Below are 15421 nucleotides of genomic sequence, written 5' to 3' on the forward strand. Positions count from 1 at the left end.
GAGGTCAGCCGCTTCCATGCTGATCCAGATCAGCGTTCAACGGAGAGTCTTTCTGCTAGGTGGTGTCGCGAATGCTGTGGAATTGGCCCTGGCCGAGGGCGTGGCGACCAAGACCCATGTGCTGAACCTGTTACACCGGCTGGTCGACGGCAAGGTCATTGGCGGGCCGCCGCTCGATACCCCGCAGGCCCTGGCCCTGCGTCGCGAGCCCAAGGCCAATGTCGAACGCTATGACGGCCTGCGCACCCCCATTGCAGGAGGCCGTCATGCGTCATGATCCTGCCAGTGGCGCCATCGTCATCATGCTCCGCAGCCTGAAGATGCATGGCATGGCGCAGGCCGTGACGGACCTGATCGAACAGGCTGCGCCGGCCTTTGAAGCCGCCGTGCCGATCCTGTCCCAACTGCTGAAAGCCGAGATGGCCGAGCGCGAGGTCCGCTCCATTGCCTATCACATGAAGGCCGCGCGCTTCCCAGCCTACAAGGATCTCTCGGGTTTCGACTTCTCGGCCAGCGAGATCAACGAAGCCACGGTGCGCCAGCTGCATCGTTGCGAGTTCATGGACGGGGCTCAGAACGTGGTCCTGATCGGCGGTCCGGGCACGGGGAAGACTCACGCCGCAACCGCCCTCGGCGTTCAGGCCATCGAGCACCACCGCCGCAAGGTCCGCTTCTTCTCCACCATCGAACTGGTCAATGCCCTGGAACAGGAGAAGACCAAGGGCAAGGCCGGGCAGATTGCCGAAAGCCTGACCCGCCTCGATCTCGTGATCCTCGATGAGCTGGGATATCTGCCCTTCAGCGCATCAGGCGGGGCGCTGCTCTTCCATCTGCTGAGCAAGCTCTACGAACGCACCAGCGTCGTTATCACCACCAACCTCAGCTTCAGCGAATGGGCCACGGTCTTCGGCGACGCCAAGATGACCACCGCACTGCTCGACCGCCTCACCCACCGCTGCCACATCCTTGAGACGGGAAACAACAGCTTCCGCTTCAAGGCCAGTTCAGCCGCCGCAGCGCGCCAGAAGAAGGAGGACAATAGCGCCTTGACCACTGAATGAACGGAAATCCATAGTCAGAGGTGGCTCACTTCTCGATGGAAATGCCGGCTCACTTCTGGGTGGAAATCAACATGCCGGGATCTGATCGAGCAGGTCAGGCAGGACGGGTGCGTCACCGATGTTGCTGCCGGTGATCTCGACGGCCCGCATCTCCAGCGTTTCCTCATCAATGCCGATATGTATCTTGCGCCAGATACGTCGTTTGGGGCCGCCGTGCTTACGGGCGTTCCACTCACCTTCACCCTCGACCTTGATGCCGGTACTGTCGATCAGGAGGTTCAGCGGACCCGTGCCGCCGAGATAGGGATGCTTATGTTCAGCTTCCGCTGGCGACGGCACAGGGTGCTGAAGTCCGGCACGGTCCAGTCCATCCCGACCAGCCGAAGAATGCTCTGCATGAACCCTGTCGTCTGTCTCAGCGGCATGCCGAACAGCACCTTCATGGTCAGGCAGGTCTGGATAGCGGCATCGCTGAAACTCGGCTGCCGCCCACGTTTTCCGGTTGGAGGCGGCTTCCACACCATGTCGGGATCGAACCAGATCGTCAGCGATCCTCGTTGCTTCAACGCTTCGTTATAGGACGACCAGTTCGTGGTCTTGTACTTCGTAGGGGCCCAACTGCTCATGCCCTCGAGCTACCATGCTGGATTCACGCAGTGAATCCCCCAACCGATTTCTGCAACAAGGCCCAATGACGGCCCTGGCAATCGCCATCAGCTTTGCGACACGGTGACCAACCCCAAATCGCGCATCTGGTCGGGGGTTAGCATGTTGATCTCGTCGGGCTCGGTCCGCAGCGCATGGACCATCAGCCGCAGATCGACGCCCATCTCGGTCAGGTAAACCATGACGCTGGCTTGCGCGCGCTGCAGATCCGAGACCGCCAGAAAGGCGGGCAACATGGTGTTCTTGCCGAAATAATGCTGATGCACGCCGACAAAGCCGCCCGGTTCGACGCGGCGATTGACGCCGGCCGCCAGTAGATAGGGGCAGGCCGAAAGACAGACTGCACCGTCCTCGACCACAGTATCGAAGCCCGCCGCGCGAATGGTGCGTCCGATGGCAAGCGCATCGGAGACAGAGCCGCCGGAACTGTCCAGCGAGACCAGCGTCGCTGTTGGGCGCGCTTCGTCCATCCAGGCGGCGAATCGGTCGGCATCACCGGTGGCAATCTGGCCGTCCAGCCGAATGGCGCCTTCGGTTTCCGCAAATTCCAGCGCCGTCGGCATCGGCCGCATCGCCGGCGCACCGGGCTGCGAAGGGTCCGGCGCTGTGCGCAGATCGGGGCGATAGGGGCGGATGCCGGCGCCATCCTCGGGCGCAAACAGGCTGGGCGCAGAGCGGCTGGAATCCGTGAGCATGTCCAGATAGACAATGCCCGCCCCCAGGATCACCTGCGACAACAGCACCGCCTTGATCGCTGCCTGAGGCGAAGAAAAGAACCGCATTTCAGCCCTCAGCCTGTGATCTTGAATCGGCCCTATTAGTCGCAGGCAACGACCGGAGGTCGCGCTCGGCGGGCGGTGGTGAGGGTGTGCGGGAGATGCCCTCTTCATATTCGCGCAAGAGATCGGCGGCGGCCAGCGCCGCGCGCAATTCGCCAACCGTCATACGGTCGTCGCTGTGATGCACGCCGCGACCGCTGCGAATGGCGGCCTGCACCACGATCATGATGAAGACCAGAACGGCGGGCAATAGATCGATGGAAATCGCCCCCGCCCAGGCCGGCACGAAATTGCGGGCATAGGCGATCACCGCGTCCGCCGCCGACATCGGCGTATAGACGGCCTCGTCGGGAACCGGCATGGCCTCGACCTCAGCAGCGGCACCGGCAAGGGTTCTGGCGCGGGCTTCGACCAGGCTCAGGACCGAGGTGATGGTGCTGGATTGGCCTTGCTGGATTGCAGCGGTTGATCCGTCCAGCTCGGGCAGGACCACCGCATCTGCCAGATCCTGCGCCGCGCGGCTGACCAGCGGCGCGGGGTTCAACTGGCGAAGCTGGGTGATAAGTCCCGCCAGTTCGACCGCATCTTCGGAAAACTGGACGGTGCGATCCTCTAGCCGACCTGCACCCACGGCAATGCCGCGCATCTGTGACAGGATGGTATTTCCGCGCGCAAAGGTTTCCTCGATGGGCGCGTCGGCCTCGGCCAACTGGGCTTCCAGCGCGCCCAGTTCGGCCTCTTTCTGAGTCAGCACACGAAAGACCGCCCCGCGCCCCGAAAAGCCCGAAAGCGAGCCGCCCTCTTCCTGCTGGGACAGATCGTCAAAGCTTTGCCGCACGCGGGCGACGTCGCGGGTCAGCGACTGGCCGGCAACTGCATTGGCATGAGCGCGCTCTAGCGAAGCCTGATAATTCTGCACCGTCGCGGCCATGTGGGTTTCCACCGCCGCACTGCCCGCCAGCGCCGCCGCGTTCAACCACGACGACATGGCGATGATTGCCACGCACCCAAGCGCCATCGCCAGCAAAAGCCCCAGACGAGAAGCTGCACTGCGCACCGCCGGCAGAAGCCGCAGCAAATAGGACCAGAAGACGAAGATCCCGACCGAGACAGCAATCGAATAGGCCAGCGCGGCGAAGGTCGTCCAGATGCCCGGCTGATCCAAGAGCGTGCGCACCCCCAGATAAGTATAGATCCCAGACGCCGAGGCCAGCACCCCAAGGGCTGTCGAGGTGAAGGTATCCAGCCAGTCCAGATGCCGCTCCAGCTCGCGGGCGTATCGGTCGCCCTGGCGACCCGAAGTGGGGCTGGCGGGTGGGGATTTGTCGGTCATCGTGGCTCCGTCGCGGGATCGGCCGGCGCGGGGCCGGGATGCAAGCCATCTTTCAGCAAGGAAAGTGTCTTGTCGATGCCACGCATTCAGGTGGGGATCACGCTCGCATGAGTGCTGGACCGGAACGAGCCGAGGGTGGGACGACTTTGTTGTGGCCATGCAACGGCTTGTGAAGTTGCCGGTGTCGTAGGTAGCGTTTCAGTCCGAAGCTTCGACGCGCAGCAACCAAGTGCTTAGTTTCCAGTCGCTGAGATGACAAGGATGGGGGACACTGCCAAGGTGCGGGGCCAATGGACCTATCTTTAGCACGCGGTTGTTCGATATGGGCAGACGCTGGATTTCATGCTCTCCGAGCGGCGAAGTTTGTCCGAAGCACGGCGGTTCTTCAAGAAGGTCATCAACAGCAATGGCATGCCGGATTGGGTCGTCATCGACAAGAGCGGCGCCAACCTCGCGGGACTTCAGGCGATCAACGGTAACCGCCCGATTGAGGCCGCCTGCCTGACGAAGGCAGGGTGAGCTAAGACACGTGCATAAAGACGTAGTTATGCACGTGTCTTAGTGGGAGAGGCCATGCTGGGCGAGGTTCTGGGCGTTGAGCGGCGCCGGCGGTGGAGTGATGACGAGAAGCTCGAGATCGTGCTCGAGGTGGGTGTTGGCGGGGCCTCGGTCACGCAGGTTGCCCAACGGCACGAGCTCACGGGGTCGCAGATCTATAGCTGGCGCCGTGACCTGAAGAAGAAGGGGCTTTGGTCGCCGGATCTGGGCGCGGTTTTTCTGCCGGTCGATTTCGGACCGCATTCCGAACCCGCACAATCCCCTGCACCCTCTCGGCCTGTTCTTGTGGAACTGCGGCTTTCCAATGGTCGTTGCCTTCGTTTCGACAGCAGCATGGATGGCGAGGCACTGACCCGGCTGATCCGTGCGGTGGAAGCGGCATGATCGGTCCGGGCACCGGCGTTCGCGTCTACTTGGCATGCGGCGCAACGGACATGCGGAAGGGAATTGCCGGCCTTTCGGCCCTGGCTCAGGACGTGTTGCGCCAGAAGCCAACCAGCGGTGCGGTTTTTGCCTTCCGGGGGCGCAAGGGGGATCGTCTGAAGCTGCTCTACTGGGATGGCCAAGGCTTCTGCCTCTACTACAAGGTTCTCGAGCGCGGGCGCTTTCCCTGGCCGAACACCGAGGCCGGGGTAGCGCGGCTGACCTCCGCCCAGCTGGCGATGCTGTGGGAGGGGATAGACTGGCGGCGACCGGACTGGGGCGCACCGCCCGCCCGGGTCGGGTAGATTATCCGTTTGAATCTTCTTGTTTTATTGGCCTCACATGCCTGCGCATGGTATCAGTCACCATGTCCGATGATGCCGACATTCTCTCTGACGACCCCGCGGTCCTGAAGGCGATGATCGCTGCGCTTCAGGCAGAGAATGCGCGCATGTCGGCCACGCTCCAGGCCCACGAGCAACTGGTTCAGGCCCTTCGCCTGCGGATCGCCAAGTTGCAGAAGCAGGCCTTCGGCAAGTCCTCTGAAAAGATTGAGCGCGAGATCGCCCAGCTGGAGCTGGCGCTGGAGGATCTGCTGGTCGCAGCCGCCGAACAGCGCGACGGGCCGGTCGAAGATGATGAGCCAGCCGCGGTCGATGCTCCTGCTGCCGGGGCGAAGCCCCGCCGACGTCCGCGCGTGTCGGACGCAACACCTCGCGAACGCCGGGAGCTCGACCCTGGCTCCTGTTGCCCCGATTGTGGGGGAGACCTGCGAGTGGTGGGCGAGGACGTCAGCGAGCTCCTCGACCTGGTCGCGGCGCAGATGAGGGTCATTCAGATTGCGCGGGTGCCCGCCTGCTTCTGGATCTGGTGCCAGAAGCGACGGATTTCCTTCACCGGCTGGCCCGGCACGTCGCCCGGGAAAAGGAACGGGGACCCGCGCGGCACCAGCAACTGGCGCTGGCGGACGATAGCCGCGGCTTCGTCCGAGATAGGCAGCCGGTGGATCTTCCGTCGCTTGCTCATCCTGGCGGGTTTGGACCAGCTCAGATGTTCAAGATTGAAATGCTCGAACCGCGCCTGCCGGACCTCGCCGACCCGCGCGCCGGTCAGCATGCAGCGCCGGATGATGTCGGCAGCACGCTCGTCCTCGGCCGCGTCCAGCGCCGCAGCCAGCTTCCTGATCTCCTCCTGCGACAGAAACCGTTCGCGCGGGTTTTCGATCCGGCGGCGGAAGCCAGAGGCCGGATTGTCCTCGCGCCAGCCCCAGCTCTGCGCATAGGTGAACATCTTGCGCAGCACCTCGCCGACACGGGTGGCACGCACCGGCGCGGGCTTTGCGCCTTGCAGCTTCCGGGCGGGATTGTTCGGCTTCTCCTTGTGCGGTCGGGCGCGGCCCTCGGCAATGCGGCTCAGCAGCTTTTCCACGTCACAGGGCGTGATCTCGGTCACCAGCCTGTTGTTCCAGTCCGGTCCGACCAGCTTGATCAGCATGGAGCGTTGATCCGAGGCATTGGTCTTCGCGAGATTGGGCAGATGCACCTCGACATAGCGTTCAACGAGATCCTTGAACCGGGGCGCGTCCCGCCCGCCTTCCTTGGTCCCCAGCGGATCGCCACCGGCATCGATATCGCGGCGCAGCTCTTTCGCCCGCTCCCGCGCCGCCGCCGTCGACCATTCCGGCCAGCCCCAGCGTCATCCGCCATTGCCGTCCGGCATGGCGGTAATCCAGCGTGAAGGCCCGGTTACCGTAGCGGTAAATGCAGATGGCAAATCCCCGCACCTCGCTGTCGAAAATCTGATAGTCCCGGCCCGCTTTCGGCGCTGCTTCCCGCACCGATTTCTCGTTCAGTCTCAATCGCTTCACCATGACCAGCGCCTACTTCTTGCATCCAACACAAGGCTCAGGCTCGCGCGCAAGGCAAGTCATACATCGCAGCGTGGACCGGCAGGGAGGCGGAAGGTGGCGGAACCTCGGGGTAGGCTTGCCGGTAAGGGCACTACCTAGCAATAATGCAGGCGGACAGCAAATGACGCGCTGCGATGCAACGCACCATACGCTAGACGAAACCGATCGTTGGACTATGAATAAAAATCCAAACCTGCCCGTTCTTGCCAAACTGATGTCAGATCCTGCGCATTTCGGCCTGCGCGACGATCGGTCCCGTCGCAATGCCACCCGGCGCGCCACCGGCGGGTTCGTCGGTGATGGCAAGGGTGGCATTCGCGACCAGAATTCGCAGATCCTCCGGGATCGGCATCGCGGCCTGCCCCTCATGCGGCATGATGCCCAGAGAGATGGGTGCGCGATCGCCCTGAATTAGCCAAAGCTCGAAATCGCGGCCCGCAGCGGGCGGCTGCCCCGCGACCGAGACCCGCATCTCGCCATCGGTTTCGTCATAGAGCGCGGTCAGGCGAACGCTGTTGTCGGCTGATACCATTTCCGAAACCCAAAGCTGCGGTTCGGCGTCAGGACCCGGCTGCCCCAGCCACAGCAGGGCAAGCAGCGCCATTGATGCAAGAACAGAACCAATGGAAAGCCATTGCCAGAACCTGACAGAGCTTGCAGGCGGGGATGGGTCGGGGAACAGCCGCCGTTCGACCTCATTCCACACCTTGGCGGGCGGGCTGACCGGTCGGACCTCATCCGCGATCGGGTCGAAATGCGTCTGCCATCTGGCGACCTCGGTGGCAAGGGTCGGTTCGCTTAGCAGGCGGCGCTGGAACGCTTCGCGCTCGGCAAGGGGCAGGGTTCCAAGGACATATTCGCCAGCCGTGGCAATGTCGTGGGGATCAAGTTCCGGGGCGTCATCGGTCATCTGGTCAGACACTCCCTTAGCTTGATCAGGCTGCGCCGAAGCCAGCTTCTGATGGTGTTCAGGGGCGCACCGAAGCGTTCGGCCAGTTCCAGATAGCTTTCGCCTTCGACATAGGCGAGGCGCAATGCTTCGGCTCGGCTTGGCTCCAGCTCTGCAAGGCAGGCTTCGATCCTTCGGCCCTCGGATCGCAGCACAGCCGCATCCTCGGGGCCGGGGCTGTCTTCCGCAAGTCGTTCTGCCGCGTCCAGATCACCGCCACTGGGCCTGCGCCGCCTTAGGTTGTCGATTGCCAGATTGCGCGTGACGGCGTTCATCCATGCCTGCGGACTTGCCACCTGCGAGGCATAACGATCGGCGTTGTGCCAGATCTTTATGAACACCTCCTGCAACACATCTTCCGCCTCTGCCTGATCCTTCAAGATACGTAGACAGATCCCGAAAAGTTTCGGTGAGGCGATTTGGTAAAGCTGCCGAAACGCAGCCCGGTCCCGCAGGGCGACGCGAGCGAGCAGTTCCTGAAGCTCTGCTGCATCTGAAGTCATCGATGGCTCCGGTTAGCTGTCTTTGAGGTTGCAACAGCACATTGAACGCCGCAAGTCGTTCTCGATTTTCACGAAAGCGTGAGCTGTGCAACAAGAGTCATTTAAGCCTCGTCTCTTCACTACCAACCACAGGAGGATGGAATGAAAGTCTTGAATTTTGCTGTGACCACCGCGTTTGCTCTGGCGGCCACGGCCGCCGTTGCTCAGGATATGCCGACAACCGTCGCCGATATTGTGATGGAGTCTGCAGACCACACCACCCTGGAACAGGCCGTTGTCGCTGCCGAAATGGGCGAGGCTCTGATGGGCGAAGGCCCGTTCACTGTCTTTGCGCCCACCGATGCGGCCTTCGCGGCCCTGCCGGAGGGCGCGCTTGAAGAAGCGTTGATGCCCGAAAACCGGGACAAGCTGGTCCAGATCCTTGGCTGCCATGTGGTCGAGGCGAAAGCGCTGGCTGCCGATGTGGCCCAGATGATTGCCGATGATGGCGGCACCCATCCCGTCACGACCATGGGCAACTGCAGCCTGAACCTGACGCTGGACGGTGATATGGTGAAGATCAACGACAGCGTGACCGTCACGGCTGCGGACCTGCAGGCCGGCAACGGCGTGGTGCATGTTATCGACGGCGTGCTTCTGCCTGCGATGTGATCGTCGCAAGGCGTTCGACTTATCCGGGCGACAGCGATGCTGCGCCCGGATTTTACACGAGATGTCACGGGGTGATGGTGAACCAACTGAAGCGCTTGCGGATCGCGATCATTGGCAGCGGAATCTCGGGTCTGGGGGCCGCATGGCTGCTTGATCCGCATCACGACATCACCTTGTTCGAGAAAGAGCCGCGTCCCGGTGGCCATGCGCGCACCGTTCGGGCGGAAGGTGTGGATGTCGATACCGGGTTTATCGTCTGCAATCGCCGAACTTATCCGCTGTTCGTGCCGCTGATGGAAAAGCTTGGTGTCCCGCTGGGGCCAAGCGACATGTCATTCTCGGCCAGCTTCGCAGGTGGGCGATACGAATACGGCACGTTTTCGATCCGCGCGATGTTCGCGCGGCCGGCCTGTCTGATGGATGTCGCGCATTGGCGGCTGATCCGCGATATCCTGCGCTTTTTTCGCCAGGCACCTGCCCATTCTGCGCATGAGGGCAGCATCGGGGATCTGATAAGCGCGTTGCGTTTGGGTGATGAGTTCCGCGACCGTTTCCTGCTGCCCATCTCGGGCGCGATCTGGTCGACGCCAACTGCCGGAATGATGCATTTCCCGGCAAGCGCCTTCGTGCGGTTTTTCGACAATCACGGGCTTTTGTCGGTGAATGGCCAGCCGGAATGGCTGACGGTGAAGGGTGGATCGCAGGTATTTGTCGACAGGATCCTTGAACGGGTTTCAGGCGATGTCCGGCTGTACAGCCCGGTCCATGCCGTGCGGCGCGATGGCGGTGGCATCAGCATCGCCAGCCCGCGCGGAGAGGAGCGTTTCGACAGGGTTGTCTTTGCGACACATGCGCCGCAGGCTTTGGCAATGTTGGAAGATGCCAACAGGGATGAAACCGCGATACTTGGTGCCCTGCGAACGCAGGCGAACCGGATGGTGCTGCATTCCGATCCCCGGCTGATGCCGCGACGGCGTGCGGTCTGGGCGTCGTGGAACTATGTAACGCGGGGGGCGACCCCCGCCACGGACCAGCCGATCAGCCTGTCCTACTGGATGAACCGGCTACAGAACCTCGACACGCCCCGCCCGCTGATCGTGACACTGAATCCCGAAATCGAGCCGGATCACGTCCATGACGAGGCCAGCTTCGCCCATCCGCAATTCGACGCGGCAGCGATTGCCGCGCAGGCCCGGCTGAGCGAGATACAGGGACGCGGAGGTGTTCACTATGCCGGTGCATGGACGCGTTACGGCTTTCACGAAGATGGCTTGCTGTCGGCCCTGCGCGTCGCGCAGTCGATGGGGATCGAATGGCCGCTCTGCCCCGACCCTTGGGCCACGCCGAAGCAGGTGGCCGCGTGATGGCCGATCTGTGGGATGGCGCGCTGATCGACGCCGCGATCTGGCACGCACGGGCGGGCGATGTCGCGCGGCAGTTCCGTTATCGCTCGCTTTACGCGGCGCTGCCGGTTGACTCGCTGGAGGCCGGTCGCCTGCCGTTGCGACCTGACATACTGGGGCTCTGGCGGTTGCGACGGCTCGATCACGGTGCTCGCGATGGCAGCCCGCTGACCGACTTCATCCAGTCGCAGTTGGCGCCGGTCGGTCTGGCAAATTGCCGGACCGCCTTGGTCACGATGCCGCGCGGTTTGCTTCACGGCTTCAACCCGGTCAGCTTCTGGCTGGCGCGGGATGATCTCGGCTTGCGGGCGGTGCTGGCCGAGGTGTCGAACACCTTCGGCGAAAGCCATCTGTATCTTTGTCGTCATGCGAATAATCGCGTGATCGAACCGGGCGATCGGCTGTCCGGCGAAAAGCTGTTTCACGTCTCGCCCTTTCTGCCGCGCGAGGGGCATTATGTCTTTCGCTTCGATTCCGGTCCAGTTCGGTTCGGCGCCTGGGTCGATTGGTTCGGCAAGGATGGCAATCTGCGTCTTCAAACCTCGATGACCGGCAAGGCGCGCGCGCTGACCGCCGCGTCCCTGCGCCGCGCCGCTTTGCGCCATGCGTTTCAGCCACTGCGCGTGACCGGGCTGATCCACTGGCAGGCGGTGAAGTTGTTTTTGTGCGGTGTGCGCTATCGCACCAAACCCACACAGCTTGAGATACGCCACTCAGAAGCGACGAAAGAGAGACCGGATGTTTGAAGATCGGATCAGATCGGAATTCCTGCGCAGCCTTGACGGCATCCGTTTTGGCAAGTTGCGCCTGACAACGCCCGACGGCGCGACCCGCATTTTCGCGGGCGACCAGCCGGGACCGGCGGCGGCGCTGACGATCCACGACTGGCGCATGGTGCCGGCGCTTGCTGCAAAGGGCGATATCGGCCTGACCGAGGCCTATCGCGACGGCTGGTGCAATACGCCAGATATGACAGCGCTGCTGACCCTGGGGCTGAGGAACGAGCATGCGCTTGACCGCTACATCTATGGCAAGCCCCTTCAGGCATTGGCGATGCGGCTGCTGTACCTGCTGAACCGCAATACGCGGACGGGCTCTCGGCGGAATATCGCGGCCCACTACGATCTGGGGAATGACTTCTATGCGCTGTGGCTGGATGAAACGATGACCTATTCCTCGGCAATCTTTGCCGAAGGCGACGATCTGGCGATGGCGCAGCGCAGGAAATACGACCGCATCATCGAGGGGCTGGCTGGCGGATCGGGCCGTTTGCTGGAAATCGGCTGCGGCTGGGGCGGCTTCGCCGAACGCGTGCTTCAGCGTGGCGATTTCGCGCCGAAGGGGCTGACGCTTTCGACCGAGCAGGCCGCCTTTGCCCGCGTCCGTCTGGGTCCGGGGGCCGAGATCGCGCTTCAGGATTACCGAGACGAAAAGGACCGCTTCGATCACATCGTGTCCATCGAGATGTTCGAGGCCGTGGGCGAGAGGTTCTGGCCCGTCTATTTTGGCAAGCTGGCTGAGGCGCTGACGCGGCAGGGGCGCGCGATGATCCAGACGATTACCGTCGCTGACCGTTATTTCGACCGCTATCGCAAAGGCGGCGACATGGTGCGCAGCTTCATCTTTCCCGGCGGCATGCTGCCCTCGCCCACGCGGTTCCGGGCCGAGGCCGAACGCGCCGGGCTGCGGGTCGATGACATGTTCGGCTTTGGCCGCGATTATGCCCGCACGCTGTCGCATTGGCTGGATCAGTTCGACGCAAAGCGGGCCGATGTGCAGGCGATGGGTTTTGACGAGGCCTTCATCCGCATCTGGCGCTTTTATCTGGCCGCCTGCATTGCGTCCTTCGCGGTCGGCCGGACCGATGTGATGCAGTATCGGCTGGCCCATGCCTGAGATCGCCCCAAGCCGTCGCGAAGTGGCGGCTTATGGTGTGCTGGCCTTGCCCCTAGCCTTCGGCGGCTTGCCGCTTTACATACACGCGCCTGACTTTTTCGCAACCGAAAGGGGCGTGCCGCTGGCCGTGCTTGGGCTGGCGCTGTTCTGGCTGCGACTTTTCGATGCGGTGGTGGACTCGGTGGCGGGCTGGGCTGGCGACCGCTGGCCCCATTCAAGGGGCGGGCTGATCATCACAGGCGCGGCTCTGCTGGCCTGCGGGGGCGCAGCATTGTTCGCGCCGCCCGCGCTGCCGGTGCTGATCTGGTTCTCTCTGGCGATGGCTCTGGCAAGTCTTGGGCACAGCTTGATCTCGGTCAACCTGATGACGCTTGGCGGCCTGTGGCGGCGCGAACCGGACCAGAAATCGCGGATCAGCGCCGCGCGAGAAGGGTTCGGATTGGTCGGCCTTATCCTTGCGGTGGTGCTACCCTCGGCATTGCAGCAGCTGATCGGGCGTCAGGCGGCGTTGCTGGCCTTGGCCGCGGTGCTGGCGGTTGCGTTGCTGATAGCGCTGCCGATCTTTCGCGGATGGCTGGCCTCGGTCCGATTGCAGATCGCCGTTCCGCCCGATGCGCGGCCGGACTGGCACGCCCTGATGCCCTTCTATGCCGTGGCTGCGCTGGTGCTGCTGTCGGCGGCCTTCCCCGCCGCCCTGATCCTGATGCTGGTGCGGGACGTGCTGGGGGCCGAGGCGCTGGCGGGTGCCTTTCTGCTAACCTATTTCGCCACCGCCTTGCCCGGCGCGGCTGTGGCCGGTTGGCTGGCCGGTTGTATAGGAGGGGTGCCGGTCTGGTCGGCGGCACTGATCCTGTCGATGGCGGGCTTCGCATTTGCAATGATGCTGGGCCCGGGCGATGTCGCCGCCTTTTTCGCCATCTGCCTTGCCACCGGCTTCTGTTTCGGCGCCGATCTGGTCCTGCCGCCCGCCATCCTTTCGGACCGGATCGAGGCCACATCGACGCAAGCCGCCGCGACCCGCGCGTATGCCGCGCTTGGCTTTTTGACGAAACTCGCGCTGGCGCTGGCGGGCGCGGTTGCGCTGGCGCTGTTGCAACTGGCGGGCTTTCGTCCGGCACAGGTGAACGACACGCATTCCTTGCAGGCGCTGCTGCTTCTCTACGCCGCGCTGCCGCTGGTTCTGCGTGGGGTCGCAGTCACGGCTTTGATCTTCCTGCACAGAAAGGGCGAGATATGAGCGAACGGATCTGGATCATGGGGGCTTCGGACGGGATTGGCGCGGTGCTGACCCATCTTTGGGCGGCGCGGGGCGCGGATGTGATCCTTTCAGCGCGGTCCGCAGACAAATTGGCCGATCTAGCGCAGGAACTGGGCGGGGCAGAGGTCCTGCCTTGCGACGTGACCGACCGCGACAGCCTAGATACGGTCGCGAAAGCGATCATCGATGGCGGCAAGCTGGACCGGGCGATCACGCTGGCCGCGCTTTATGACCCCGGGAAGGTGATGGAACTGGACCCTGATCAGTCGGCACGGATCGTCAACGTGAACCTGACCGGCAGTTTTAACTTCGCCCGCGCCGCCGTGCCGCTGCTGCGTCAGGGCGGGCAGCTTGCCCTGACCGGATCAGTTGCGGGCTTTTTTGGTCTGCCGCAGGGCCAGATGTATTCCGCGACCAAGGCGGGTGTTATCAATCTGGCGGAAAGCCTGCGGGCCGAACTTGCCAATGATGTTGATGTCCGCCTGATCAGTCCGGGCTTTGTCGATACGCGGCTGACGCAGAAGAACGATTTCGACATGCCCGCGCTGATGCAACCCGCCGCCGCCGCTGAGGCCATTATGAACGGCCTCAATAAAGGCGGATTCGAGGTGCATTTTCCGCGCCGTCTGACGCTGCCCCTGAAACTTCTACGCGCGCTGCCCTATGGGCTGGCACTGCGCCTGACCAAGAGACTTGTAAGATGATGACCCGATACCTGCCGCATCTGACGCTGCTTTTCGCGATCCTTTTTGCGCTGTCGCCACTAGCCAGTGACAGTTTCAACGGCTTCACGCCGGAGCAGTTTCCCGTAGTGCAGGAGCGCTGGCCGGTGCAGCCAGCCGGATGGGCCTTTTCGATCTGGGGGCTGATCTATCTGTGGCTGATCGCAGGCAGCGCCTGGGGTCTTTGGAAGGCATCTGATAATCCTGACTGGCAAGCGATGCGCATGCCGTTGTTGATCAGCCTGTTCGTTGGCACGTTCTGGATCGCTGCCGCGAATGCCTCGCCCACTCTGGCGACGGTGATGATCATCGTGATGGCTGTGGCAGCAATCATCTCCTTTTTGCACGCGGGCCACGGGCAGCCGTTCTGGCAGGTCGGTCCGGTCGGCTTATATGCCGGTTGGCTGACCGCAGCGACGGGCGTCGCGATTGCCGTTCTGCTCAGCGGCTATGGCATCATGTCGGCGGGTCCGGCCGCGATCCTGCTGATCCTTGCCGTGCTGGCGGTCGCGTTCTGGGTGCAGTCGCGCCGGCCTACCATGTTCACCTATTCCATCGCCGTCTGCTGGGCGCTGATCGGCATCGTCGCCGTCAATTGGTGCGCCGAGTATCGCCATGTCGCGCTGCTGGCCGCTCTGGGGATCGCGGCGCTGGCCGCACGCTATCTCTTGCGCGGGCGATGGTCGCGAGGCGGCTGAAGGATCTGGGGCGTGGAGCTTACCATTCGACGCGCTCGCCCTTCCAGTCCCAGAAACTGCCGTTGTCGTCGGGCGTCAGGCGGTCGATCACGGCCAACAGGGCTTCGGCGGATTGCCGAGGCGAGATCGTCGGATGGCGCGCGGCATAGTCGCGGGTCAGCGTTGTCTTGACCGTGCCGGGATGCAGCGCGACGACGATATGCTGCTTCTGTATGCGCGCGATCTCAATAGACGCGGTGCGGATGATCTGGTTCTGCGCAGCCTTCGCCGCGCGATAGCTGATCCAGCCGCCGAGCCTGTTAAAGCCGATGGATCCGACGCGCGCCGACAGCGAGGCAAAGACCGCGCATGCATTCCCGAAACGGGACGACGACCAGGAGTGAACGACAGGGGCGGCGCAAGCCGCCCCTTTACCGTTCCATCCAGTCGCTTACGCGACGGCCTGCGGCCAGGAAGATCGATGGAGGCCCGCTTTTGCGGCCCAGGATGATCGGTGGCCGTGCCGGGGGATCGACCGGGCAAGCCCGGCTCACCCCCGACCCGACGCCATATCTCTTTGTTTCGTCCGCCACGCATCCCTGCCTCTGCCGGTCAAGGGGCAAGCGCCGCGCC

At 63.3% G+C, this 15421-nt stretch carries 14 protein-coding genes and 5 pseudogenes; 13 read left to right on the forward strand and 6 right to left on the reverse strand.

Features of this window, described 5'->3' with window-relative positions; genetic code table 11:
* Positions 1 to 64: 64 nt before the first annotated feature.
* Together CX676_RS20850 and istB are read left to right on the forward strand one after the other, a co-directional pair.
* Positions 65 to 277 (forward strand): annotated as a pseudogene (locus tag CX676_RS20850) (IS21 family transposase); the annotation flags it as partial.
* Positions 267 to 1061, forward strand: a complete 795-nt coding sequence (istB, locus tag CX676_RS20855; protein ID WP_101754722.1) for an IS21-like element helper ATPase IstB — start codon at positions 267 to 269, stop codon at positions 1059 to 1061. The pseudogene CX676_RS20850 and the gene istB, both read left to right, overlap by 11 nt.
* 75 nt (positions 1062 to 1136) lie before the next feature.
* Here the strand turns inward: istB and CX676_RS20860 are convergent.
* The 3 genes and pseudogenes from CX676_RS20860 to CX676_RS20870 all read right to left on the reverse strand — a co-directional run.
* A pseudogene (locus CX676_RS20860) lies at positions 1137 to 1687 on the reverse strand (IS5 family transposase); the annotation flags it as partial.
* An 87-nt stretch (positions 1688 to 1774) separates the two neighbouring features.
* Positions 1775 to 2509 (reverse strand): COG3904 family protein, encoded by a 735-nt coding sequence (locus CX676_RS20865; RefSeq protein ID WP_101754723.1) that lies wholly within the window; start codon positions 2507 to 2509, stop codon positions 1775 to 1777.
* Position 2510: 1 nt separating this feature from the next.
* Positions 2511 to 3839, reverse strand: a complete 1329-nt coding sequence (locus CX676_RS20870; RefSeq protein ID WP_232816724.1) for a hypothetical protein — start codon at positions 3837 to 3839, stop codon at positions 2511 to 2513.
* Positions 3840 to 4079: 240 nt separating this feature from the next.
* Between CX676_RS20870 and CX676_RS20875 the strand changes: the two are divergent.
* From CX676_RS20875 to CX676_RS20890, 4 genes and pseudogenes are all read left to right on the forward strand, one after another.
* Positions 4080 to 4313, forward strand: a pseudogene (locus tag CX676_RS20875) (DDE-type integrase/transposase/recombinase); the annotation flags it as partial.
* Between the two features lie 99 nt (positions 4314 to 4412).
* Positions 4413 to 4781, forward strand: coding sequence for an IS66-like element accessory protein TnpA (gene tnpA, locus CX676_RS20880; protein WP_198590385.1), 369 nt, complete (start codon positions 4413 to 4415; stop codon positions 4779 to 4781).
* Entirely contained in the window at positions 4778 to 5125 is a 348-nt protein-coding gene (gene tnpB, locus CX676_RS20885) for an IS66 family insertion sequence element accessory protein TnpB (RefSeq protein ID WP_075777488.1), read from the forward strand. Before tnpA ends, tnpB begins: the two co-directional genes overlap by 4 nt.
* Positions 5126 to 5187: 62 nt before the next feature.
* Positions 5188 to 5670, forward strand: a pseudogene (locus CX676_RS20890) (IS66 family transposase zinc-finger binding domain-containing protein); the annotation flags it as partial.
* 2 nt (positions 5671 to 5672) lie between these two features.
* On the opposite strand, the pseudogene CX676_RS20895 reads toward CX676_RS20890, so the two are convergent.
* From CX676_RS20895 to CX676_RS20905, 3 genes and pseudogenes are all read right to left on the reverse strand, one after another.
* A pseudogene (locus CX676_RS20895) lies at positions 5673 to 6690 on the reverse strand (tyrosine-type recombinase/integrase); the annotation flags it as partial.
* A gap of 256 nt (positions 6691 to 6946) precedes the next feature.
* On the reverse strand, positions 6947 to 7639 hold the full coding sequence (locus CX676_RS20900; protein ID WP_101754724.1) for an anti-sigma factor: 693 nt from the start codon (positions 7637 to 7639) through the stop codon (positions 6947 to 6949).
* Complete coding sequence (locus tag CX676_RS20905; protein WP_101754725.1) at positions 7636 to 8181, reverse strand: sigma-70 family RNA polymerase sigma factor; 546 nt, start codon at positions 8179 to 8181, stop codon at positions 7636 to 7638. The genes CX676_RS20900 and CX676_RS20905 overlap by 4 nt, the downstream gene beginning before the upstream one ends.
* Positions 8182 to 8322: 141 nt before the next feature.
* Between CX676_RS20905 and CX676_RS20910 the strand changes: the two genes are divergently transcribed.
* The 7 genes from CX676_RS20910 (at position 8323) to CX676_RS20940 (ending at position 14809) form a co-directional block, all read left to right on the forward strand.
* Positions 8323 to 8832, forward strand: a complete 510-nt coding sequence (locus tag CX676_RS20910) for a fasciclin domain-containing protein (RefSeq protein WP_101754726.1) — start codon at positions 8323 to 8325, stop codon at positions 8830 to 8832.
* A 74-nt stretch (positions 8833 to 8906) separates the two neighbouring features.
* Entirely contained in the window at positions 8907 to 10196 is a 1290-nt protein-coding gene (locus CX676_RS20915; RefSeq protein ID WP_198590386.1) for an NAD(P)/FAD-dependent oxidoreductase, read from the forward strand.
* The gene (locus CX676_RS20920) at positions 10196 to 10981 is read left to right on the forward strand and encodes a DUF1365 domain-containing protein (protein ID WP_101754727.1); all 786 of its coding nucleotides are present in this window, start codon (positions 10196 to 10198) and stop codon (positions 10979 to 10981) included. Before CX676_RS20915 ends, CX676_RS20920 begins: the two co-directional genes overlap by 1 nt.
* The gene (locus CX676_RS20925) at positions 10974 to 12131 is read left to right on the forward strand and encodes an SAM-dependent methyltransferase (protein WP_101754728.1); all 1158 of its coding nucleotides are present in this window, start codon (positions 10974 to 10976) and stop codon (positions 12129 to 12131) included. The genes CX676_RS20920 and CX676_RS20925 overlap by 8 nt, the downstream gene beginning before the upstream one ends.
* Positions 12124 to 13368, forward strand: a complete 1245-nt coding sequence (locus CX676_RS20930; RefSeq protein WP_101754729.1) for an MFS transporter — start codon at positions 12124 to 12126, stop codon at positions 13366 to 13368. The genes CX676_RS20925 and CX676_RS20930 overlap by 8 nt, the downstream gene beginning before the upstream one ends.
* Complete coding sequence (locus CX676_RS20935; protein WP_101754730.1) at positions 13365 to 14093, forward strand: SDR family NAD(P)-dependent oxidoreductase; 729 nt, start codon at positions 13365 to 13367, stop codon at positions 14091 to 14093. The genes CX676_RS20930 and CX676_RS20935 overlap by 4 nt, the downstream gene beginning before the upstream one ends.
* Positions 14093 to 14809: a tryptophan-rich sensory protein gene (locus tag CX676_RS20940; RefSeq protein ID WP_101754845.1), complete on the forward strand. Its 717-nt coding sequence runs from the start codon at positions 14093 to 14095 to the stop codon at positions 14807 to 14809. The genes CX676_RS20935 and CX676_RS20940 overlap by 1 nt, the downstream gene beginning before the upstream one ends.
* Positions 14810 to 15421 lie beyond the last annotated feature (612 nt).

This window comes from Paracoccus zhejiangensis, assembly GCF_002847445.1.
Taxonomy (GTDB): domain Bacteria; phylum Pseudomonadota; class Alphaproteobacteria; order Rhodobacterales; family Rhodobacteraceae; genus Paracoccus; species Paracoccus zhejiangensis.